Origin of the sequence: Rhodanobacter lindaniclasticus, assembly GCF_004799035.1 — a bacterium.
GTDB classification, from domain to species: Bacteria; Pseudomonadota; Gammaproteobacteria; order Xanthomonadales; family Rhodanobacteraceae; genus Rhodanobacter; species Rhodanobacter lindaniclasticus.
The window spans coordinates 18,723-41,918 of sequence record NZ_MWIO01000035.1 but is presented as its reverse complement, the minus strand read 5'-3'; the positions used below and the strand labels follow the sequence as shown (position 1 = coordinate 41,918).

At 67.3% G+C, this 23,196-nt stretch carries 18 protein-coding genes and 1 tRNA gene; 4 read left to right on the top strand and 15 right to left on the bottom strand.

Features of this window, described 5'->3' with window-relative positions; all coding sequences use genetic code 11:
- Window positions 1-72: 72 nt before the first annotated feature.
- The 6 genes from B1991_RS13175 to pilV are packed head-to-tail and all read right to left on the bottom strand — an operon-like array spanning window position 73 to window position 8,183.
- Window positions 73-663: a GspH/FimT family pseudopilin gene (locus B1991_RS13175; RefSeq protein ID WP_168709645.1), complete on the bottom strand. Its 591-nt coding sequence runs from the start codon at window positions 661-663 to the stop codon at window positions 73-75.
- Window positions 660-1,106 (bottom strand): type IV pilin protein, encoded by a 447-nt coding sequence (locus B1991_RS19100; protein ID WP_136259145.1) that lies wholly within the window; start codon window positions 1,104-1,106, stop codon window positions 660-662. The genes B1991_RS13175 and B1991_RS19100 overlap by 4 nt, the downstream gene beginning before the upstream one ends.
- A complete protein-coding gene (locus tag B1991_RS13165; RefSeq protein WP_136259136.1) occupies window positions 1,096-5,559 on the bottom strand; it encodes a PilC/PilY family type IV pilus protein in 4,464 nt (1,487 codons plus the stop codon). The genes B1991_RS19100 and B1991_RS13165 overlap by 11 nt, the downstream gene beginning before the upstream one ends.
- Window positions 5,560-5,590: 31 nt before the next feature.
- Window positions 5,591-6,220, bottom strand: coding sequence for a pilus assembly PilX family protein (locus B1991_RS13160; RefSeq protein ID WP_168709644.1), 630 nt, complete (start codon window positions 6,218-6,220; stop codon window positions 5,591-5,593).
- Between the two features lie 56 nt (window positions 6,221-6,276).
- Window positions 6,277-7,656, bottom strand: coding sequence for a PilW family protein (locus B1991_RS13155; protein WP_136259144.1), 1,380 nt, complete (start codon window positions 7,654-7,656; stop codon window positions 6,277-6,279).
- Window positions 7,653-8,183 carry a type IV pilus modification protein PilV gene (pilV, locus tag B1991_RS13150; protein ID WP_136259134.1) on the bottom strand — a complete coding sequence of 177 codons (531 nt, stop codon included), beginning with the start codon at window positions 8,181-8,183 and terminating at the stop codon, window positions 7,653-7,655. Before pilV ends, B1991_RS13155 begins: the two co-directional genes overlap by 4 nt.
- A gap of 317 nt (window positions 8,184-8,500) precedes the next feature.
- On the opposite strand from pilV, the gene pyrC reads away from it, so the two are divergent.
- A complete protein-coding gene (gene pyrC / locus B1991_RS13145; protein WP_136259133.1) occupies window positions 8,501-9,544 on the top strand; it encodes a dihydroorotase in 1,044 nt (347 codons plus the stop codon).
- Window positions 9,545-9,624: 80 nt separating this feature from the next.
- Here pyrC and B1991_RS13140 read toward each other — a convergent pair.
- The 6 genes from B1991_RS13140 to murJ form a co-directional block, all read right to left on the bottom strand.
- Window positions 9,625-9,700 (bottom strand) — tRNA-Thr (locus B1991_RS13140).
- Window positions 9,701-9,760: 60 nt separating this feature from the next.
- Window positions 9,761-10,723 (bottom strand): 4-hydroxy-3-methylbut-2-enyl diphosphate reductase, encoded by a 963-nt coding sequence (ispH, locus tag B1991_RS13135; RefSeq protein WP_136259132.1) that lies wholly within the window; start codon window positions 10,721-10,723, stop codon window positions 9,761-9,763.
- 113 nt (window positions 10,724-10,836) lie between these two features.
- Complete coding sequence (lspA, locus tag B1991_RS13130) at window positions 10,837-11,337, bottom strand: signal peptidase II (RefSeq protein WP_136259131.1); 501 nt, start codon at window positions 11,335-11,337, stop codon at window positions 10,837-10,839.
- Between the two features lie 135 nt (window positions 11,338-11,472).
- A complete protein-coding gene (locus B1991_RS13125) occupies window positions 11,473-14,439 on the bottom strand; it encodes an isoleucine--tRNA ligase (protein ID WP_136259130.1) in 2,967 nt (988 codons plus the stop codon).
- 98 nt (window positions 14,440-14,537) lie between these two features.
- On the bottom strand, window positions 14,538-15,491 hold the full coding sequence (locus B1991_RS13120; protein WP_136259129.1) for a bifunctional riboflavin kinase/FAD synthetase: 954 nt from the start codon (window positions 15,489-15,491) through the stop codon (window positions 14,538-14,540).
- 34 nt (window positions 15,492-15,525) lie between these two features.
- On the bottom strand, window positions 15,526-17,136 hold the full coding sequence (gene murJ / locus B1991_RS13115; RefSeq protein WP_136259128.1) for a murein biosynthesis integral membrane protein MurJ: 1,611 nt from the start codon (window positions 17,134-17,136) through the stop codon (window positions 15,526-15,528).
- Window positions 17,137-17,356: 220 nt separating this feature from the next.
- Between murJ and rpsT the strand changes: the two genes are divergently transcribed.
- On the top strand, window positions 17,357-17,620 hold the full coding sequence (rpsT, locus tag B1991_RS13110; RefSeq protein ID WP_072760571.1) for a 30S ribosomal protein S20: 264 nt from the start codon (window positions 17,357-17,359) through the stop codon (window positions 17,618-17,620).
- Window positions 17,621-17,729: 109 nt separating this feature from the next.
- Here the strand turns inward: rpsT and B1991_RS13105 are convergent, their stop codons facing one another.
- Genes B1991_RS13105 through B1991_RS13095 form a run of 3 tightly spaced genes read right to left on the bottom strand, consistent with a single transcriptional unit; the run spans window position 17,730 to window position 20,106 of the window.
- Entirely contained in the window at window positions 17,730-18,032 is a 303-nt protein-coding gene (locus tag B1991_RS13105) for a DUF6587 family protein (RefSeq protein WP_136259127.1), read from the bottom strand.
- The gene (gene feoB, locus B1991_RS13100; RefSeq protein ID WP_136259126.1) at window positions 18,029-19,864 is read right to left on the bottom strand and encodes a ferrous iron transporter B; all 1,836 of its coding nucleotides are present in this window, start codon (window positions 19,862-19,864) and stop codon (window positions 18,029-18,031) included. Before feoB ends, B1991_RS13105 begins: the two co-directional genes overlap by 4 nt.
- Entirely contained in the window at window positions 19,861-20,106 is a 246-nt protein-coding gene (locus B1991_RS13095) for a FeoA family protein (protein WP_136259125.1), read from the bottom strand. The genes feoB and B1991_RS13095 overlap by 4 nt, the downstream gene beginning before the upstream one ends.
- Before the next feature lie 114 nt (window positions 20,107-20,220).
- Here B1991_RS13095 and B1991_RS13090 point away from each other — a divergent pair, with 114 nt between their 5' ends.
- Complete coding sequence (locus B1991_RS13090; RefSeq protein ID WP_136259124.1) at window positions 20,221-21,018, top strand: enoyl-CoA hydratase/isomerase family protein; 798 nt, start codon at window positions 20,221-20,223, stop codon at window positions 21,016-21,018.
- 94 nt (window positions 21,019-21,112) lie between these two features.
- A complete protein-coding gene (locus B1991_RS13085) occupies window positions 21,113-23,101 on the top strand; it encodes an acetyl/propionyl/methylcrotonyl-CoA carboxylase subunit alpha (protein WP_136259123.1) in 1,989 nt (662 codons plus the stop codon).
- The last annotated feature ends 95 nt before the right edge of the window (window positions 23,102-23,196 follow it).

Here is a 23,196-nt window from a genome sequence, read left to right as displayed (position 1 = left end):
TCGACGACACCCGTATAAAAAAAGCGCCGCCGCGGAATCCGCGACGGCGCCATGTTCAATGCCTGGACCGGCTCAGCTCGGCGTGCAGCTCCCGCTCGTCAGCGATTTCGTGGTGACGCTGCCCGAACCGTTCACGTCGAGCTGGGCACCGGGCACCTTGGCGGTGATGGTGCCGGTACCGCTGCTGCCGCTGCGATAGCAGGCGGCGAATACCAGCGGCGTGCTCGGCTTGAGCTGGCCTTGCTGGCCAAAGGTGACGATGGTGCCGCTCTTGGCCTGGATCGAGACGTTGGTCTGCGGGTCGACGCTGCGCAGCAGGATCGAGGTGCCTGCGGCGTAGGCCTTGTTCGCCGACGCGGCGCCCGCGGGATAGGTATAGACGAGCCAGCCCTGGTCGTACGCCGTGCCGCCGGAGGTGCAGCCGGCAGTCGCCTCGCCGGGGCACATCGACACCAGCTGGCCGCGCGTGATCGCCTCGCTGCGTGCGTAGTTCAGGCTGGCCAGCATGGCGTTGCTGGCCGAGCTGACCTGGTTGCGGTGGATCACGTCGCGGAAGCTGGGCACGGCAATCGCCAGCAGGATAGCCATCACCGTGATGGTGATCATCAGCTCCAGCAGGCTGAAGCCGCGTTCGCGGTTGGGCGTGGCCGTCACGGCGCTCACCAGCAGCTTCCGTTGCTGTTGGAGGAGGCCGAGGCCGGGCCTGGTGTCTTGTTGCCCGCGTTGTCGATGGTCAACGGACCGCACAAGTCGTTGGCCTGTCCGCCCACCGGCGTGGCGGTGGCCACGAAGGCCTGCGACGAGGAGCTGGCCACCACGGTCACCGAGTAGAAGCCCTTCTCGGAAGGCGCCGGATTGGTGAAGCCGATGTCGGTGAGGCCGCCGTAGGCATTGGCGGTGGCGTAGTAGCGCTCCTGCGCCGTAGCGACGCGCAACAACAACTCCTGTCCGTCCGCCCGATGCGCGCGGAACGCGTAGCGGCCATAGGTCGGAATCGCGATGGCGGCGAGCACCGCGATGATCACCACCACGATCATCAGTTCGAGCAGGGTGAAGCCGCGCATGTGCCCCATCGCCCATTCCTTCTGCTTGCCGTCACAGGTCATTGTTCAACTCCCGCCACGCGCGCCGACGCCAGATCGCGTCATCGATATTGAGATTGCCGCCGCCCTGCAGCTCCAGGCCCGGGATCAGCAGTTTGCCGCCGCCGATCACCGACGCCACCGGCACCGAGCCGCCGGTGGGCGGATTGTTGACCAGGCCGCCCACGGTACTCACCCCACTGGCCCAACCCGAGGTCGGGCCGGCCGGGCCGGACAGGCCGCCGCCCGAACCGCCGGTGGCCGCGTTGAGCACCATCAGCGCACCGCCGATCGTGGCGCTGCAGGGATCCTGGCTGCCCGGGATCAGCGTGGTGATGATGGCACGGTTGGTGTTGAACAACGCACCGGCGGTCACCACCATGCGCTCACCCGGGGAAGAGGACAGATTCAGGTCGATGTACCAACCATTCTGCGCCAGGGTCAGCGAGTTGTCGGTCAAGCCGCGCAACGTGTTGAGCCCATTGGCAGACTGCGCCTCGTACAGCGTCTGCTGCTGCAGGTCGGCCTTGACCGCGGTGATCGGGTTGCCGCTGGTGTCGAGCTTGTCGCGAATGCCGTAGATCGACTGAGTCACCGCGCTGGTGCTGGTATTGTCGTCTGCACCGAGGTACTTGCCGGTGCCGAACACCACGATGAAGCGGTTGGTGGCCGGGTCGGGGAACAGCCGCGGCATCACCGTGATCGGTTGCGCACCCTGAGTGGCCGGCTTGAATGCCAGCGTCACGTGCGCCTGCCAGTTGGCCGGATTGGGATCGGTCAGGTCGAAGCGCCACAGGTTGCCGTTGAGGTCGCCGGCAAACGCCACGTCATCGATCTGGTCGTTGTTGTAGTCCCCGAGCACCACGGACGACAGGCCGCCGCTGGTGACGCCGCTGATCGTGGTCAGCGTCTTCAGCTCGCGCAACAGCGTGCCGGTCTGCGCATCCAGCACGAACAGCGCGCTGTAGCCCTTGGACGCAGCCGCCAGGGTCACGCAGTTCGGCGGGCGATCGGACTTGCTGCAGTCGGGGAAATAGCCGCCCGGCACCAGCACCACCCACTTGCCATTGGCCAGACGGCCGATGTTGGGCTGGCCGAAGGTGAAACCCAGGTCGGCCGGGTCGCCCACGCCGCTCACCGCCGGGGTGTCGGCGTTGAACTCCCACAGCACTTTCTGGCTGGCATTGGCCTCGGTGACATCGCCGGGGTTGGTGATGTCCAGCGCATAGACGCCACGGCCGCCCAGGCGCAGGCCGCCCACCAGCAGCGTGTGCCAGCCCTTCGTGGTCACGGCCGGCGTGCTGGTGTCGTTGGCGAAGTACACATCGCGCGTCACCGGGGTGGCATCGACGGTCGGGGCAAACTTGAAGTTGGTCCTGGCCGTGAGGTTGCCCAGGTTCGGATACACCGTGCGGGGCACGTAGGCGAATATCTCCTTGCCCGCGTCGGCATCAGGCACCGCCACCGGCGGCGTCGACGAGTCCAGCACCATCTTGGCGTTGAACGCATGCAGCATGCCGTCGTTGGCGCCCACGTACACAGCGGGCGTGCGGTCCTGGTAGATCTTGGCGAACGCTTCGTAGCTGTGGCAGGTCGTCAGGGTCGGCGCCGACTGCACGCAGGTGCTGCCGTCATTCTGCATCGCCAGCGCTTCGGGCGAGCCCGACGGCCAGCCGCTGTGATAGCCGCTCGACGGCGCCCCCACGTACAGGGCCTGCGAGTTGATGATGGCCCCGAGCAGGCTGCTGCGCGTGCGGTAGACGCTACCCTCCAGCGCGCGCGAACCGCGCAGGTAGTCCAGTCGTGCCTGCCCCGTATCCGTGCTGCCGGTGCTGGCCGGCAGGCCGCTGAGCAAGGTCTGTGCGCTCAGGTAGCTGCTGCCCGTGCTGGCGGTCAGGTTGTCCAGACCGGTAAAGGTGCGGAAAGCGGCGCCGCCGTCGAACGAACCGTCCGCCTTCTCCTTGGCGCTGAGGATCTGCCGGTTGGCCGGCGGGGTCTTCGTCGCGTCAGTGAGGATCACGCCCGCATCCCACTGCAGGCCCGCCACGGTGCCGTCGACATTTGCCGTAATGGCCTGGAATACACCCGTCCAGTCGCCCGAACTGTAGCCTGAGGTGAAGCCGATCGCGCCCTGCACCAGCACGCTGGTATTCAGTGCGCTGGTGGTCGCCGGCACGTTGCGCGCGCTGATGTTGGTCAGGATGTTGGTCAGCTGGTCGACCAGGTTCTGCGGGTTGGCTGCATTGAAGTAGTCACCGCGACTGTTGATGGCGGCGTGCCAGGTGTCGTCGATCGCTGCCGGATCGTTGTTGATTGGCCGCGGCCAACCCGTACTTCCGCTGGAGTTGGTCTGCCCGCGCCGCAGACGGCATAGATCGTTGTTGGCATCCGTGCAGTCGGCGTCGGTCGAATGGGTCAGGTTGCCGGGCACGCCCAGGGTCACCATGTACTGCACCAGGTGCGGCCAGTTGGCGGGATCGTTCTTCGGGTTGAAATACTTCTCCAGGGCCGGCGAGGTGGCGCCGGTGACCACGCCCGTCGTGGTGTCGGGCATGTACGGCGGCACGATCTTGCCCTGGGATGGCTTGTACAGGTCGGGGCGCAGATTGGTCGCCCAATAGTTGAACGCAATATTGGCCAGTGATGAGGTGTAGACGTTGCCCTGCACGTCCCAATACACGCGGGACTCGGCGGTATTGGCAGCATAGGGGGTGCCGTCAGGCAAATTGCCCGAGACGGCCGACTGCGACGTCTGGAACGGGGTGGGCAGAGTTGGATCGCTCTCGTTCCAGTAACCGTCAGTCACCAGCATGTGGTAGTTCTGCCGGCATACCAGCTCCAGTCCATCGGCACCGCTCGTCTTGGGTGGATCCCAGTACGGGTCCTGCAGGTTGCCGGTGCCGCCTGTATTGCCATTGCCGCGTTGGAAGAACTTGCCCGCACGGATAGTCGAGGCGCGGTTTGGTGTGCCGCCACTGGCGTCGGTCTGGAACATCCAGTTGAAGAATGCGCTGCGGTAACAATCGGGCGGAGTCTTGATCGCGCCGGATTGCTGGATGGCCGAAGGACTGGAGGTTGTCGTCGAACTCGCATCGCATCCGGACGCATCGATCAGGCTGGTGATGATCGCGCTGCTGGGCAGCTTGAACGTGCCATCGTTGATGTTCTGCCACGCGGCACGAATGCTGTTGCCGAAGCCGCCGGTTACCGTGGTTGCACCGAGCGAGCCGAACACGCGCGACAACGCGGTCTTGGTCATCAGGTTGCGCGTACGGTAGTACGCATACCAATTGGCGAAATTCTGCCACTGGTTGACCGACTGGCCATTGATGGTGACGGTCGTGTTGGGGACGGCCACAGCCTCCCAGTTGGCGCTGGTGTAGAGATTGGTGCGGCCGGCGCTGTCCGGGTTGCCGAAAGTATCGACCGTGATGGTGGGCGCCGTGAACTTGTAGCGGTAGTAGTACGGACCGCCGTTCGGATAGGTGTTGCCATCGGAGTCAGCGCTGCTGCCGTCCATCGGCGAGCTGCCATAGCCGCATTTCCAGCGGTTGTCGCTGGCGACCGTGGAGGTGTCGGTGGTCGAGACTTTCCAGGTAACGTAATTCGCGGTGGCGCTGGTCTTGTCGCCGTCCCTCCGGGTGTATCCGGAACCGCTGCTGTCCCGAGTCTTCAGATTGGTGCCCGAATACACGGTGGCGATACCGCTGCCGCTGGTGTTGGCGACGTTGTCCGTCCAGAAACGGTGGGTGCCGCCACTGGAAGTGTCAGAGGTGTTCGTCTGGCAGCTACCCGTGTCCGCGTTCGCCGCGCAGGTAGTTCCGAACATGGCGTAGTAGGTGACAGTGGTCTTGTAGGTAAGGACACCGGTGAGATCTGTCAAGCCGGTGGGATCGGTCGTGCCGTTGGGATTGTTGCGATAGCTGGAGTAAGTGTCGGCCGTCACCGGCGAATACGGTCGGTTGACGCCAACGCCGTCCAGCCACACCGCAGCCAATGTCTTGTCCGCGTTCGGGAACAACGACCCGTCTGCCTTCACCGGCGGCGAATACACGACGTTCGGGTTGTAGTACACACCGTTCATGGCCTTGGAACGGACGTCGCCGCTGGACGTGATGCGCGGATCAATCACGCCGGCGCAGCGCCACGGTCCGCTCCAACTGCCGCCATCGAACGGCCGGTTGTCGCCCATGTAATTGCTGGCCATCGATCCCGAATCATCGAACGTCACCACGATGTTCGGCGGCACCGCCTGGGTCACGTTGGGCGGCGTGGGGCTGAGCTCCACGATGCCGCTGGTCGCTGCCGTGGCCGCGGAAGCGGGGGCGGAAACGAAGCTGCTGCCGGCGGCGACCAGCGCCATCACCGACAGCGTCGCGGGCACCTGGGCCGGTGCGGAAAGACCACCCAGGGCGGTGAGCACGGCGCCCATCAGCGCCGACGACATGCACCCGGGAAGAAACCGACGACTGGACATGGCTTGGATACTCCGACTCAGTTGCTCTGGCTCAATTGCTCTTGGCCGCGAAGGTGCTTTCCATCACGCGCACGGTGTTGGCGCTGCCGCCCGTGGCGCGCGCGGTGATGCGATAGATGTGGCGGCTGGCGCTGGCGGTGCCGGTGCCGGTGCTGCCGGTGGTGCCCGACTCATGCAGTCCGCCGCTGACCCCCGGCGGCAGCTCCACGCCGAGGTCCTCGATGATGTAGCGCGGGTTCTGCGCCAGCTTGCCGTCGCCGCTGGTGTAGCCCGAGCCGCTGTAGCCCTTGTACTCGGTGGAGCCTGCGGTGACCCAGCCCTGCTTGGTGCGGAAGTCGACCACGTTGGCGATCGGGTTGGCCGGGTCGTACACGTAGCAGTCGGTGAAGATGCCGGTGCCGCAGTTGAGGTGGGCGGTGACGTTGGTGGTGCTGGTCCACAGCTTCCACTCGGCGCCGCGCAGCGCGGTCATCGCGCTCATCTCCGCCTGCTGCGCATTGTGCAGGCCGCCAGCCATGCGCTCCTGCAGCAGCGAACGGCCGGAGGCGCTGATCGCCAGGATGGTCAGCAGGATCAGGAAGATCAGCGCCACCACCAGTACCGCGCCGCGCTGGGCGCGCGGGGCGGTTCGCATCGACAGTGGCTTGTTCGGTATCGCCATGGTTCGGCTCCAGGAAAACACTCGCACGGCGGTACCGGTGAGGGCCGCCGCCTTCATCACGGGTTGTAGTTGCGCACGGGCACCAGCACGCTGAACTCGCGCCGCAGCAACTGGTCGGGGAAGCCCTGGTCGCTGGGCTTGACGGCATGGCCGGATGGCGGCAGCAGGCCGGTGTTGGCATCGGCGCTGTAGCGGTAGTTCAGCTGGTTGCCGGTCAGCGTGTACAGCGGCGTCTGGCCGTCCATCAGCAGACTGACCTCGATGCTGACGATGCCGCGCCACAGGCAGCCGGTGCTGGTGAGCGCGTTCAGCTCGCTCGGCGGGCAACTGGTGGCCGCATCGACATCCTTGGCGCTGAGGAAGCTGATCTTGCCATTGGCATCCTGCACCCCGTAGCGGAAGTCCAGCCGCTCGACGCCGCGCACCAGTTCATCCTCCGAGCCGCCGCGACCAGCCGTGCCGCCGTTGACCCGCCGCATCAGCGCGCCGGTCAATGGCGCCTTGCCGTCGTTGTTGACGCTGACCAGCTTGAGGTAATAGGTGACGGTCTGGAAATCGCGGTTGACGTCGAACACCTTGGGCGCCGACTCCGGCTCCTGCGCGGTCGGAAGGTTGGCTGCGCCGGTACCGAAACCGTCGGTGGTGTTGGCCACCGGGGTGATCACGCCAACGCTGCTGGCGGTGGCCGGAAAGATCTGCGCGTTGGAGCAGTCGGCCAGCATGAACAGGTCGCCATTGGCGGCATTGCTCACCGGCGGTTCGCCGGTCCGCGGGGCCAGGGTGATCGAGGTGATGGTGGCCGCGCTGCTGCTGGTGGCCAAGGTGCTGCCGGTGACACCTGGGGGGACGATGGCCCAGCCGGCAGCGGGGTCGACGTAACGCACGGTGAGCACGTCCGCGCCCTTGACCCGGTTGTCGATCGCCGTGCCCATCGCCGGGATGGTGCCGACGGTGGTGTGCGGATCGACCGGTTGGCAGGCGGTGAGCGTGCAGTCATAGCCGCGCATGAACAGGAACGAGGGCATCGAATACGGCGCCGTGGGCGCAGCCGGATACGAGCCGCTGCCCCACGCCGTGGTGACGTCGCCGAACGCGCCGCTGACCGCGCCGGCGGCACCGATCAGCTTCTTGGCATAGACCTTGGGCGTACGGATGTGATCGAGCGCGCTGCCGCCCGAGGCGACCTTGGCCACGCCCCCGGTGTTGGTGCAGTACTGCCCGTTGGCCATGCGCAGGTCGGTGCCCATGCGCGTCACCGCGAAACGGCCGGCCTCCTGCAATTGAGCCAGCTGGTTCTGTGCCTTATTGCTGCTGGAGGTGGAAGCGAACACGGTGACGATGCCGGCGGCTACCAGCAGGCCCAGCACCATGGCCACCATCAGTTCGATCAGGGTGAAGCCGCGCGCAGCGCGCGACAGCATGCGGAACGCGCTCATGGCTGGAAGTCCCACGTGAAGGATTGTGCTTCGCTGTCCCGATGGTCCTTGTCGCCGGCGCCCTGCTCGTTCCAGTTGATCGTCATCGTACAGTTGCCGCCATAGGGCGGCCGCATGGCCAGCTGCGAGGTGGGGTCGTAGCCGGCGGTGCCCACGCCGCCGCAGGCGATGCTGGCCGTCGGATTCGGCAGGAAGGTCTTCAACTGGCTGCTCCACAGGCGCTGGTCATGGGTGGCCAGCTCCGCCGCGTCGCAGGCTGCGCCGGACCCGCAGCCGATCGAGCTGGACGACACCGGATACGCGGTGCTGTTGTAGTTGCCGTTCCACACGCCGATCGGGTTGGCACTCATCCGCGCGGCCATGCTGTTGGCGAGGAACACCGCCTGGGTGCGCACGTAAGCGGCGTGGTTGGAGCGCGTGGCCATCACCATCAGGCTGGCCAGGCCAATCAGGCCGATGCTGAAGATCAGCACGGCCATCATCACCTCGATCAACGAGATGCCTCGCTGACGCGACAGGACTTGCATGGAATTCTCCCTGATACCCCTGCGTGCAATGTACCCACCCCGCGACGCACGGCCAGCCCCCAGCCGACCGGCGGTAGGAATTGGCCGATGAGCGGTGCGTGGCCCATGGGAAAGGGTGATCCCGATCACGCCGGCGACAGGATTCCCGGGAGCTTCCCCCCGCGAAAAAAGGGGCGTTGGGCGCCTACACCGGAGATAATGGGGTGCCCGACTCGCGGCCTCCCGCCGCCAGCACCATCCATCCGGACCAACCGCATGCCCCTTCGCCACACCCGTCCCGCTGCTCCGGCTGCGCGCTGCCAAAGGAAGCCCCGACGATGACCGTTGACCGCCTCGACATCTGCCGCCCCGACGACTGGCACGTGCATCTGCGCGATGGCGCCACGCTGGCCTCGGTGGTCGGCCATACCGCGCGCCGGTTCGGCCGCGCCATCGTGATGCCCAACTTGAAACCGCCGGTGACCACGGTGGCACAGGCGGAGGACTACCGTCGCCGCATCCTCGCCAGCCTGCCGTCGGGCACCGACTTCCAGCCACTGATGACGCTGTACCTCACCGAGGCCACGCTGGCGCAGGAGATCGAGCGGGCCAAGGCCAGCGGCAGCGTGTTCGCGGTGAAGTACTACCCTGCCGGTGCCACCACCAATTCGCAGGATGGCGTGCGCGATCTGGAGCGTGTGTCGGATGTGTTGGAGGCGATGCAGCGCCACGACCTGCCGCTGCTGCTGCACGGTGAAGTGACCGACCCGGCGATCGACATCTTCGACCGCGAGCGCGTGTTCATCGAGCGCCACCTGATGCCGCTGCGCGCGCGCTTCCCTGCCCTGCGCATGGTGCTGGAACACATCACCACGCGGGACGCAGCCGAGTACGTCGCCGCCGCTCCGGCCAACCTGGCGGCCACGATCACCGCACACCACCTGCTGCTCAATCGCAACGCGCTGTTCGCCGGCGGCCTGAACCCGCACCACTACTGCCTGCCGATCCTGAAACGCGAAACCCACCGCGCCGCCCTGGTGAAGGCGGCGACCAGCGGCGATCCGCGCTTCTTCCTCGGCACCGACAGCGCCCCGCACCCGCGCCACGCCAAGGAATCCGCCTGCGGCTGCGCCGGCGTGTACAGCGCCCACGCCGCGATCGAGCTGTACGCCGAGGCCTTCGACCAGGCCGGCAAACTCGACCGCCTGGAAGCCTTCGCCAGCTTCCACGGAGCGGACTTCTACCGTCTGCCGCGCAACAGCGACCGCCTGCTGCTGGAACGCCGCCCCTGGACGGCACCCGCCGAGCTCGCACTCGGCGACGCCACCTGTGTGCCGATGCGCGCTGGAAGCACGGTGGCGTGGTCGCTGGTTGGCGACTGACCCGTCAATCCCGCAAAAGCGGGACGCCACAAAGACAAACGGCCCGATCCGCAGATCGAGCCGTTTGCATGCATTGCATCTGGTGCCGGAAATAGGAATCGAACCTACGACCTACGCATTACGAATGCGCCGCTCTACCAACTGAGCTATTCCGGCAAAGAGCCGTGGATTTTACGGTGACCGCCCTCCCCGCGCAACCGCGTGGGACCGGCGATGTCAGAAGTTGGCCGAGCCGCTGGTACCGACCACGCGCAGCTCCTTGGGCAGGGCGAAGGTGATGCTTTCCGGCTCGCCGTCCAGCTCGCGCACGGCGCCCGCGCCCCACGACTGCAGGCGAGCGATCACGTCGCGCACCAGTTTCTCCGGCGCGGAGGCACCGGCGGTCAGGCCGATGCGCTGCACGCCGTCGAGCCACTGGCGCTCGATGTGCTCGGCGCCGTCGATCAGGTATGAAGGCACGCCCTGTTTCGCGGCCAGCTCGCGCAGGCGGTTGGAGTTGGAACTGTTGACCGAGCCGACCACCAGCATCAGGTCCACCGCATCGGCGAGCCGGCGCACCGCGTCCTGTCGGTTCTGCGTGGCGTAGCAGATGTCGTCCTTGCGCGGCCCCTCGATGCTGGGGAATTTCGCGCGCAGGGCCTCGATGATCGCCTTGGTGTCGTCCACCGACAGCGTGGTCTGGGTGACGTAGGACAGCGCCTGCGGGAACTTCGGCGCCAGCGTGGCGACGTCCTCCAGCGACTCGACCAGCAGGATCTGCCCGCGGTTGGCCGGATTCCACTGACCCATCGTGCCTTCCACTTCCGGATGCCCGGCGTGGCCGATCAGCACCACGCTGCGGCCGATCCGGCCCAGCCGCGCCACCTCCATGTGCACCTTGGTCACCAGCGGGCAGGTGGCGTCGAACACCTTCAGCTGCCGCTGCGCGGCCTCCTCGCGCACCGCCTGCGACACGCCGTGCGCGCTGAAGATCACGGTGGCGCCGTCGGGCACCTCGTGCAGTTCTTCCACGAACACCGCACCGTCGGCGCGCAGCTTGTCCACCACGTAGCGGTTGTGCACCACTTCGTGGCGCACGTAGATCGGGGCGCCGTAGGATTCCAGCGCACGCTCGACGATGGCGATGGCGCGGTCCACGCCGGCGCAGAAGCCGCGGGGATTGGCGAGCAGGATGTCCATGGACGTACCGACAGATGATGAGCAACCCGTAGGAGCGCACCCTGTGCGCGATGCTTTTCATCATGTCCCGAAAGGCATCGCGCACAGGGTGCGCTCCTACATACAAGCTGAGATTATCGCACGCCGTCCGCGGGCTTGCCGGCGAACAGGCCGAACACGACCAGCATCACCGCACCCACCGTGATGGCGCAGTCGGCCAGGTTGAACACCGGGTAGTTCCACTGGCGAAAGTACACGTGGATGAAGTCGGTGACTTGCGACGCGTGCAGGCGGTCGACCAGATTGCCGATCGCACCGCCGACGATGAAGGCCAGCGGCAAGGCGGTGCGCCAGTCGCGCCGCGGCGTGCGCGCCAGCCAGGCCACCAGCACCGCGCTGATCGCGACCGCCAACAGCACGAAGAACCAGCGCTGCCAGCCCGCCCCATCGGCGAGGAAGCTGAAGGCGGCGCCGGTATTGAACGCCAGCGTCCAGTTCAGGAAGCCGGGGATGACTTCGTGCGGCACGCCCATGGGTTGCAGGGCGTGGACCGCCCACCACTTGCTGAGCTGATCGAGCGCGATGACGACGACGGAAAGCCACAGCCAGGGGAGTGCGTTGGGTTTCGCTTGCATGAACCAGTCCGGGCAGTGTTTCCAACAACGTTCGCCCTGAGCGTAGCGCAGCGGAGTCGAAGGGCACTCCATGCGGCACGCCCTTCGACTTCGGCCCTGCGGGCCTACGCTCAGGGCGAACGGCCTATTTTCAGGTCAGAACCAGCGGCGATCCTCGCCCGGCCCTTCGACATTGCCGACGCAGCGGCCGCACAGTTCCGGATGCTCGGCATGGCTGCCGACGTCCTCGCGGCGGTGCCAGCAGCGCACGCATTTGGCCGCGTCGCTGACGCTGGCGGAAACCCGCGCCTCGGCACCGTCCAGTTCCACCTTCATCGCCTCGTCCGTCCGTGGTGCCAAGGGCGCCAGCGCGAAGTCCGAGGTGATGAAGAAGAAGCGCAGCTCGTCGGCCACCGCGGCGTAGCGCGCGGCAAGTTCCGCGTCAGCATCCACGACCAGCTTCGCCTCCAGCGCCGCGCCGATCTGCTCGGCCTTGCGCATGCCTTCGAGCACGCGCGAGGCGCCATCGCGGATCGCCAGCAGGTCGCTCCACCAGCGGCGCTGCTCGGGCGTCCCCTGGGTGGCCGTCAGGCCGTCGTACCAGGTCTCGAACAGCACGCTCTCGCCGCGCTCGCCGGGCAACTGCTGCCAGATTTCCTCGGCGGTGAAGCCCAGGATCGGCGCCAGCCAGCGCACCAGTGCCTCGGCGATGCGATACATCGCGCTCTGCGCACTGCGCCGGCCGCGGCTGTCGGTCGGCATGGTGTAGAGGCGGTCCTTGGTGATGTCCAGGTACAACGCGCCCAGTTCGTTGGTGCAGAAGTTCTGGATGCGCGCCACCACTTCGGGAAAGTCGTAGCGCTCGTAGGCGGCCACCACTGCCTGCTGCACGTCGAACGCCTGCTGCACCGCCCACTGGTCGAGCAGCAGGCTGTCTCCCACCTGCAGCAGATGCTGCGCCGGATCGAAGCCGTCGAGGTTGCCGAGCAGGAAGCGCGCGGTGTTGCGGATGCGCCGGTAGCTGTCGGAAACGCGCTTGAGGATCTCGTCGGAAACCGACATCTCATTGCGATAGTCGGCCGAGGCCACCCACAGGCGCAGCACGTCGGCGCCCAGCGTGTCCATCACCTTCTGCGGCGCCACAACGTTGCCCAGCGACTTGGACATCTTGCGGCCGTTGGCGTCCACCGTGAAACCGTGGGTGAGCACCTCGTCGTACGGCGCGCGGCCGTGGATCGCCGAGGAAGTGAGCAAGGACGACTGGAACCAGCCGCGATGCTGGTCGGAGCCTTCCAGGTACATCACCTTGTATTGCTTCGCGTCGCCGCGCTGCAGCTCGGGCCGCTGGCCGATCACCGCGAAGTGGGTGACGCCGGAATCGAACCAGACGTCGAGCACGTCGGTGACCTTCTCGTAGTCGCCCGCCTGGTCGCCCAGCAGCGTGGCGGGATCGAGCGCGAACCACGCGTCGATGCCACCCTGCTCCACGATCTTCGCTACCTGTTCGAGCAGCGCGACGGAATCGGGGTGCGGCTCCTGCGTGACCTTGTGCACGAACAGCGCGATCGGCACACCCCAGGTGCGCTGGCGCGAAATGCACCAGTCCGGGCGGCCGGCCACCATGCCGGCGATGCGTTCCTCGCCCCAGCCCGGCACCCAGCGCACGTCCTTGATCGAGGCCAGCGCAGTCTTGCGCAGGTCCGCCTGTTCCATCGAGATGAACCACTGCGGCGTGGTGCGGTAGATCACCGGCGTCTTGTGCCGCCAGCAGTTCGGGTAGCTGTGCTCGATCCTGGCGAAGGCCAGCAGCACGCCGCGCTGGCGCAGCACGTCGACGATGGCGTCGTTGGCCTTCCAGACGTGCATGTTGGCCAGCTCGACGCCGTCGGCGGCCGGCGTGTCGGCGTGATACGCGCCGCGCGAACCGACATAGTTGAGCAGGCCGATGCCGTACTCGCGCGCCACCACGAAATCCTCCACGCCGTGGTCGGGCGAGGTGTGCACGGCACCGGTACCGTCCTCGGCACTGACGTGGTCGCCGAGGATCACCGGCACTTCGCGCGGGTAGAACGGGTGGCGCAGCTTGATGCCTTCCAGCGCCTTGCCCTCGGCATGGCCGAGCACGCTTTTGCTCCCCTCTCCCACTGGGAGAGGGGCTGGGGGTGAGGGTTCGGCTGCGCCGGGATGTTCCGCTCCGCCCGTACCCTCATCCGCCCTTCGGGCACCTTCTCCCAAGGGGAGAAGGGAATAGCGGGCGGCCACCTGCTCGACCAGCGCACTGGCAACCACCAGCAGCACGCGGCGGCCATCGCGCGCCGGCCCTTCGATCAACGCATATTCGAGATCCGCGCCCAGCGACACCGCCTGGCTTTCCGGCAGCGTCCACGGCGTGGTGGTCCAGATCGGGATGGCGACGACGGCGTCGCCGGCGTCGACGCCGAACTTCGCCGCCAGGGCGTTCGCATCGACCGCGTCGTAGGCCACGTCGACCGCCGGCGAGACCTTGTCGCCGTACTCGATCTCCGCCTCGGCCAGCGCGGAGGCGCAATCGAAGCACCAGTACACCGGCTTGGCGCCGCGCAGCACGTGGCCGTTGGCGACGATGCGCGCCAGCGCGCGCAGCATGTCGGCCTCGTACTTGAAATCCATGGTGCGATACGGGTGCTCCCAGTCGCCGAGCACACCCAGCCGCTTGAAGCCGGCACGCTGCGTGTCGACCTGCTCGGCCGCATACTCGCGGCACTTCTGCCGGAACGCGGCGGCATCGAGCTTGTCGCCCGGCTTGCCGAACTTCTTCTCCACCGCGATCTCGATCGGCAGGCCGTGGCAATCCCAGCCCGGCACGTACGGCGCCCGGTAGCCGGCCAGCAACTTGGACTTGACCACCATGTCCTTGAGGATCTTGTTGACCGCATGCCCGATGTGGATCGCACCGTTCGCGTACGGTGGACCGTCGTGCAGCACGAACGTGCGGTCGCGCTGGGCGGTCTTCCGCTGGATCTGCGCATAGCGGCCCACCTGCTCCCACTGCGCCAGCCAGCCCGGCTCGCGTTTCGGCAGATCGCCGCGCATCGGAAATTCCGTATGCGGCAGGTTGATGGTGCTCTTGTAATCGTGGGTCATCGCGTGGGTGCCGTTGAAGATATTGCGGCCCGCCCATGGCGGGCAAAGGCTTCTAAGTTAATGGATGCGCGGGCGCACGGGAAATACCGGGGGATGCGTCACGCTCCGACCAGCCGCGGATTCATGCCCAGCAGCTCGCGCGCCCGGCGGGCGTCGAGCGCCATCTGCGCCTTGAGCGGCTCCAGCCCGTCGAACTTCTGCTCGTCGCGCAGCTTGCCGACGAATTCCACCGCCATCCGCTGGCCATAAAGATCGCCCTCGAAGTCGAACAGGTGCACTTCAAGCAGCGGCTGGCTGACCTGGTTCACGGTGGGGCGCACGCCCAGGCTGGCCACGCCGGGCCAGCTGCATTCGCTCTCGCCCAGGCCCACGCGCACCGCGAAGATCCCCTGCACCGGGCTGACCCGATCGCGCAGATGGATGTTGGCGGTGGGATAACCCAGGGTGCGGCCGAGCTGGTTGCCGCGCTGCACCTTGCCGTCGATCACGAAGGGGCGACCGAGCAGCGGCTCGGCGGCGGCGAACTCGCCGGCGGCAAGCAACTGGCGCACCCGGCTGGCGGATACGCGCGCATCGTGCCACTGCACCTCCGGCATCGTGCAGGCGCGAAAGCCGCATGCGGGACCCATCTGCTGCAGCAACGCCACGTCGCCGGCGCGCTTGTGGCCGAAGCGGAAATCCGCACCCACCCACACCTCGTGCGCGGCCAGTCGCTCGACCAGCACGCGGCGCACGAAATCCTCGGCCGACATCGCGGTGAGCGCGCGGTTGAAGCGCAGCAGCAGGGTCTGCTGCATGCCGGCCGCGGCGAAGCCGCACAGCTTGTCGCGCACGCTGGATATCCGCGGCACCGGTTGCGGCGAGAAAAACGCACGCGGCAAGGGCTCGAAGCTCACCACCAGCGGGCTGCAGCCCAGCTCGTCAGCGCGCGCGAACACCTGCGCCAACAGCGCCTGGTGGCCGCGATGCAGGCCGTCGAACGCGCCCACCGCGACCACGCTGCCGCCGGGCGCCAGGCAAGGGCCGGCGACATCCCTGGAGAGTCTCATCATCGCGCGAGTATATAGAACGGCCGACGTCGCAGCCTCACGCCGCCCGCAGGTCGCGCAGACGGAAGCCGCCGGCAAACAGCATCGCCACGTAGCTGGCGCCACCGGCCAGCACCAGCCCGGCCAGATGCCACAGCCGGGTCAGCACCGACACGCCATGGGTCCAGTCTGGCCACAGCCAGCGGCCGGCCAACAGCACGGCCACCATCACCGCGCAGGCCGCGGCCAGCCGCAGCAAGTGGCGCGACCAGCCCGGCTGGCGCCGGTACACGCCGGCCCTTTTCAGCCAGTGCCACAGCAGCCACAAGTTGACGTAGGCGGCCACTGCGCTGGCCATGCCCAGCGCCATGTGCAGGCCGGGCACGCGGGCGATGCCATCCAGCCACGACAGCTGCTTCAACCCGGCCGGAGCCCACAGTTCGAACAGCAGCGCCAGGAACACCACGTTCAGCAGCATGTTGGTCAGCAGCGAGGCCACCGCCGCACGCACCGGCGTGCGCGTGTCCTGGCGAGCATAGAACGCCGGCAGCAGCACCTTCACCAGCGCGAACGCCGGCAAGCCGAAACTCAATGCGGTGATCGACAGCGTCGCCATGTGCGTGTCATGCGCGGTCCAGCGGCCATGCTGGAACAACGTGGCCACCAGCGGCCCGGCCAGCAGCATCAGCGCGAACATCGCCGGCACCGCGATCAGCAGGGTGATTCGCAGTCCCCAATCCAGCGCGCGCGAGAAACCGGTCGTGTCGGTGGTGACGTGGTGGCGCGACAGCGACGGCAGGATCACCGTGCCCAGCGCCACGCCGAACACGCCCAGCGGCAGCTCCAGGAAGCGGTCTGCCTGCGACAGCCAGCTCTGCGAGCCGACCACCAGCAGCGAGGCGATCACCGTGTCGAACAGCAGGTTGATCTGTGCCACCGAAGAGCCGAACAGGGTCGGCACCATCAACCGCATGATTTTCCGCACCTCCGGATGGCTCCAGCCCCAGCGTGGCAGGGTCAGCAGGTCGAGCTGCCGCAGCGCCGGCAATTGGAACAGCAGCTGCAGGATGCCGGCGGCCAGGATCGCCCAGCCCATCGCCAGGATCGGCGTCTGCAGCTTCTTCGACAGCCACAGCGCGCCGGCGATCATGCACAGGTTGAGGATCACCGGCGTCAGCGCCGGCAGCGCGAAACGGTGGAAGCTGTTCAGCGCGCCACCGGACAACGCCGTCAGCGAGACGAACAGCAGGAACGGGAAGGTCAGCCGCAGCAGCTCGACGGTCAGCTCGAACTTGCGCGGCTCGTCGATCGCGCCCGGCGAGAACAGCACCGTCACCTGCGGCGCGAAGATGATGCCCAGCGCGGTGATCAGCAGCAGCACACCGCCCAGCGTGCCCGACACGCGCGCCATCAGCTCCTTCAACTGCGCGTGCGTGCCCTTTTCCTTCACTTCGGTAAAGACCGGCACGAACGCGGTAGAGAACGAGCCCTCGGCAAACAGCCGGCGCATGAAGTTGGGAATGCGGAACGCCACCCAGAACGCGTCGGTGGCGCCGTTGGCGCCGAACGCGGCGTTGATCGACATGTCGCGCACCAGGCCGAGCACCCGCGAAATCATGGTCATGCTGCTGAACGAGAGCAGCCCGCGGAGCATGCTGGGAGACTTCATGAGCAGCGGTTCTACCTTCGGTGGGGATCGCACGGGGGCGCACAGTTTGACAGCCCGCGCCGGCGGGATCACGGCCCGGTTATGGCAAAATGCCGGCAGCCCTGCCGCCGCGCGCCACGCCGGCCGCGGAAGCAGCCGCCCAAGTGATTGACGCGTCGACGAATCGACCGCATAATTGGCGTCTTTTTCCACCCAACACACTGCATCCCGGAGTTCTACCTTGGCCAACATCAAGTCCGCGAAGAAGCGCGCGCGCCAGTCCGAACAGCGCCGCCTGCGCAACATCAGCGCACGTTCCATGGTCCGCACCGCCCTGAAGAAGGTCGTCAAGGCCATCGAGGCCAAGGACAAGGCCGGTGCCATTGCCGCATTCACCGTCGCCCAGCCGGTGATGGATCGCTACGCCGCCCGCGGCCTGATCCACAAGAACAAGGCCGCCCGCCACAAGAGCCGCCTCAACGCGAAGATCCGCGAACTGGCGTAAGCCGGGGGCGCGACTCGGGTTGCATGAAAAAGCCGGCGCAAGCCGGCTTTTTTCGTGCGCCGCTTCTGCTCCCTCCCCTGCTTGCAGGGGGAGGAGCTGAAGCTGGCCCTCACCGCCGCGGGCGGAATTCGAGCGGCATCGGCTCGCCCAATTGCGCCGCCGACGGCGGCTTCGGGCCGCAGGCGCCGCAGGTGCTGCAGCCGTCGCTGCAATCGCCGGTGGCTTCGGTCGGTTGCAGGCGCCGGCCGAAGGCCCGCGCCAGGGCGCCACGATTCGGCTGGTTGAAATGGATGGACGCAGCGGCCAGCCAGCGGTTGGTCGTTTTCCGGGCCAGCTTGCGCAGCACGATCCACACGCTGGCCAGCACGGCCAGGGCGATCACCACGTACTGCAGCAGCAGGCTAGTGCTCACGTCAGCGCCCTCGTCACCTGGTAGACGATGAACGACGCGGTATAGGCCATCACGAACATGTAGCCGAACGAGATCGCCACGTTGCGCCAGGAGTCGGTCTCGCGCTTGATGATCGCCAGCGTGGACATGCACTGCGGCGCGTAGGCGAACCACACCAACAGCGACAGCGCGCTGGCCAACGGGATCTGCCCGGCCAGCGCCTGGCCGAGCCCGCCGGATTCGCCGCCCACCAGGTAGACCGTGGCCAGCGCCGCCACCGCGGTCTCGCGCGCGGCAAACGCCGGGATCAGCGCCAGGCTGATCTGCCAGTTGAAGCCGATCGGCGCGAACACGTACTGCAGCGCCCGCCCGATATAGCCGGCGAAGCTGTACTCGATCGCCGGCCGGGTCGCGCCCTCCGGCGCACCCGGGAAGGTGGAGAGGAACCACATCAGCACGGTCAGGCCGAGGATCACGCCGGTCAGCCGCCTGAGGAAGATCATGCCGCGCTCGTACAGGCCGATCGCCACGTCGCGCAGCTTGGGCAGGCGATACGACGGCAATTCCATCATCAGCGCATGCTCGCTCTTGTCGCGGCGGATGTGCTTCATCACCCAGCCCACCAGCATCGCGCCGAGGATGCCGGCCAGATACAGCGCGAACAGCACCAGGCCTTGCAGGTTGAACACGCCGAACACGTAATGGATCGGGATGAATGCGCCGATCAGCAGCGCATACACCGGCAGCCGCGCCGAGCAGGTCATCAGCGGCGCGATCAGGATGGTGGTGAGCCGGTCGCGCGGATCGGTGATGCTGCGCGTGCCCATGATGCCGGGGATCGCGCAGGCGAAGCTCGACAACAGCGGAATGAACGAGCGGCCGGTCAGACCCACCGACAGCATCAGCCGATCCAGCAGGAACGCCGCGCGCGGCAGGTAGCCCGATTCCTCCAGCACGATGATGAAGAAAAACAGCACCAGGATTTCCGGCAGGAAGCCCAGCACCGTGCCGAGGCCGCCGAACAGGCCGTCGTTGACCAGGCTCTGCAGCGGCCCGGCCGGCATCCACGCGGCGACATGAGCGCCCAGCCAGCCGAAGCCGTCGCCGATCGCGTCGGTCATCGGCTTGCCCAGCGAGTACACCGCCTGGAACACCAGGAACATCACCACCGCCAGGATCGCCAGCCCGAACACCGGGTGCAGCGTCCAGCGGTCCAGCGCATCGTCGATCTCGGCGGTGACGCGGGGCATCGTCACCGTGGCCGTCAGCAGTTCGCGCACCTGCGCATGCAGGTCGGCGCGGTCGGCCGCGTCGTCCGGCTGCCGCGGCGCAGCCGCGGGAACTTCACCGTCGACCCGCTCGATCAGCGCCTGCGCACCACCGCGCTTCACCGCCACGGTTTCCACCACCGGCAGGCCCAGCCGGCGCGAGAGCTCCGGCACGTCGATGACGATGCCGCGCGAGCGCGCCGTGTCCATCATGTTCAGCGCCAGCACCACCGGGCGGCCGAGGCGCTTCACTTCCAGCACGAAGCGCAGGTGCAGGCGCAGGTTGGTGGCGTCGGCCACGCAGACGATCAGATCCGGTACTGCCTCGCCCGGAAAGGTGCCGGCGCAGATGTCGCGGGTGATCTGCTCATCCGGGCTGTTCGCCTCCAGGCTGTAGGTGCCCGGCAGGTCGAGGATCTGCAGCAACCGGCCCGACGGTGCCATGAACCGCCCTTCCTTGCGTTCCACCGTGACGCCGGCGTAATTGGCCACTTTCTGGCGTCCGCCGGTAAGCAGGTTGAACAATGCGGTCTTGCCGCAGTTGGGATTGCCGACCAGGGCTATCCGCAGACTCGATGCGCTCACGCGGCAACCTCGGCGCGCACGCTGACCCGCGCCGCCTCGGCGCGGCGCAACGCAAAACGGGTGAAGCCGATCTGGATCAGCACCGGATCGCCACCCATCGGACCGACCGCCACCACGCGCACCGGCTCGCCATCGACGAAGCCGAGGTCGCGCAGGCGCTGGGCGATCGGATCGGCCGCATGCGCATCGAGCACGCGCTCGACCACGGCAAGGGCACCCTTGGGCAATTCGGACAGACGCACGGGCGGAATCCAAACAAGAATGGTTCGCATTGTATTCCTTTGCCCCGGCGGCCGCACCACGCCGGTAGTGGTGGCGCGCTGCGTTTATCATCGGGTTATTTGCCGGGACGACCGATGACCGACTCCATCCTCAACGAGCGCCGCGGCGCCGTGGCCTGGCTCACCCTGAACCGGCCGCAGGTGCACAACGCGTTCGACGACGGCCTGATCGCCGCACTCACCGACGCGCTGGCCCAGGCCGATGCCGATCCGGCCGTGCGCTGCGTGGTGCTCAGCGGCAACGGCAGCACCTTCTCGGCCGGCGCGGATCTGCACTGGATGCGCGGCATGGCCGCCGCCAGCGAACAGGAGAACCGCGAGGATTCGCTGCGCCTGGCGCGGCTGATGCGCACGCTGCAGTTCCTGTCCAAGCCCACCATCGCCCGCGTCAACGGCGCGGCCTACGGCGGCGGCGTGGGCCTGGTCGCCTGCTGCGACATCGCGATCGGCGTGGACGGCGCCAAGTTCGCGCTGTCGGAAGTGAAGCTGGGCCTGGTGCCGGCGGTGATCTCGCCGTACGTGGTCGCCGCGATCGGCCTGCGCGAGGCGCGCCGGCTGTTCGTCACCGGCGAGGTGTTCGACGCCGACGAGGCGCGGCGCGTCGGGTTGTTGCACGCCGTGGTGGCGGGCGGTGAACTGGACGCGGCGATCGAGCGCCAGTTGCACTTGCTCGCCAAGGCCGGTCCGCTGGCCCAGCGCGAAGCCAAGCAACTGGCGCTGCGCATCGACGGCGCCGATCCGGCCACGGCCGAGCGCATCGACACCGAAAACGCCGAACTGATCGCCCGTCTGCGCGTCTCGCCCGAAGGCCAGCATGGCCTGGGCGCGTTTCTCGACAAGCGCGCGCCGGCGTGGTTCGGCCAGGCCACGTGAGCACTGCCATGCTGCGCCGCGCATCGGCTGCGACGACACAATCTGTTAGCTTCGACGGCTTTGCATCGACATCCAACGGCTCCGGGAACCCCGCATGTTCGAACGCGTACTGATCGCCAACCGCGGCGAGATCGCCTGCCGCGTGATCCGCACCTGCCGGCGCCTCGGCATCCACACCATCGCGGTGTATTCGGAGGCGGACCAGGACGCCCAGCACGTGCGGCTGGCCGATGAGGCGTGGCCGATCGGCGGCCCGCTGCCGGCCGATTCCTACCTGCGCATCGACGCCATCCTCGACGCCGCGAAAAAGAGCGGCGCCCAGGCGATCCATCCCGGCTACGGCTTTCTTTCCGAAAACACCGCCTTCTCGCGTGCCTGCCAGCAGGCTGGCATCGTCTTCATCGGCCCCGATCCCGAAAGCATCGAGGCGATGGGTTCGAAAGCCGCCGCCAAGCAGCTGATGGCCAAACATGCCGTGCCGCTGGTGCCCGGCTACAGCGGCGACAAGCAGGACAACGCCCACCTCGCCGAACAGGCACATGCCATCGGTTACCCGCTGATCATCAAGCCCTCGGCCGGCGGCGGCGGCAAGGGCATGCAGATCGTGCGCTCGGAAGCCGAATTCCCCGAGGCGCTGGCCACCGCGCAACGCGTGGCGCAAGCCGCCTTCGGCGACGCCTCGATGCTGCTGGAGCGCTACGTCGAGCACCCGCGCCACATCGAGTTCCAGATCTTCGGCGACCGCCACGGCAACATCATCCACCTGGGCGAGCGCGAATGTTCCGCGCAACGCCGCTACCAGAAGGTGCTGGAGGAAACCCCCTCGCCCTTCCTCACCCCCGAAAAGCGCGCCGACATGGGCGCCGCCGCCGTGGCGGCCGCCCGCGCGGTGAACTACGTGGGCGCCGGCACGGTCGAGTTCATCGTCGGCCCCGCGGGCGATTTCCACTTCATGGAAATGAACACGCGGCTGCAGGTCGAACACCCGGTCACCGAGCTGACTCATGGCGTGGATCTGGTGGAGTGGCAGCTGCGCATCGCGGATGGCGAACCGCTGCCGCTGGCGCAGAAGGACGTGATTTCGCGCGGCCACGCGATCGAAGTACGCCTGTACGCCGAAGACCCCGACCAGAACTTCCTGCCTGGCTCCGGCAAGCTGCAGACCCTGCACCTGCCCGCCCCATCGACCCACGTGCGCCTCGACGGCGGCGTGGTCGAGGGCGACACGGTGACGATCTTCTACGACCCGATGATCGCCAAGCTGATCGTGTGGGACGAGGATCGCCCGAAGGCGCTGCAGCGCATGCGCGAGGCACTCGCGGCATGCGAGATCATCGGTCCGAAATCGAACATCGGTTTCCTCGAACGGTTGGTGCGCCATCCGGCCGTGGTCGAAGGCCGCATCGACACCAGTTATCTGGATCGCCACCTCGAAGAGTTCCTGGTCGGCGACGCGGTGCCGGGCGAGGACGTGCTGTTCGCCGCCGCCACCGCCGCCCTGCTGCACGACGAAGCGAACGTGGCCGGCGCCGCGACCGATCCGCATTCGCCGTGGGCCCGCGCCGATGCCTGGCGCATCGGCCACCCCGGCAAGCGCATCGTGGCGCTGGGCTGGCGCGAACAGCGTTTCGAGATCGAGGCGCGCGGGCACGCTGGCAACTATCAATTGCGCTACGGCGAAACCAGCTGCGAGGCGCATGGCGCGTGCCTGTCGCACGACAACCTCAGCGCCCGCTTCGACGGCGAATCGCAACGCGTACCGTTGCACGTCGACGCCGCCCACGTGCTGCTGCACGACGCCCACGGCCAGCGCTACAGCTTCAGCCGCGCCGCCGCCTTCGCGTGGGAAGCGACCGACGCCGCCGGCGGCAACCAGATCATCGCGCCCATGCCGGGCCGCATCGTGCTGGTGAAAGCCAGGGCCGGCGACACGGTCGAACAGGGCCGGGAATTGCTGGTGATGGAAGCGATGAAGATGGAACTGGCTTTGAAGGCGCCGCGCGACGGCACCATCGAAAGCATCAACGCCATGCAGGGCGAATTCGTCGAGGCGGATGCCGTACTGGTGCGCTTCGCCGAGTGAGCTTTTTAGAGCCCCTCTCCCCTTGGGAGAGGGGTTGGGGTGAGGGTTCGGGCAGGCCAGGGAGTTCACTTCGACCCCGCACCCTCATCCGCCCT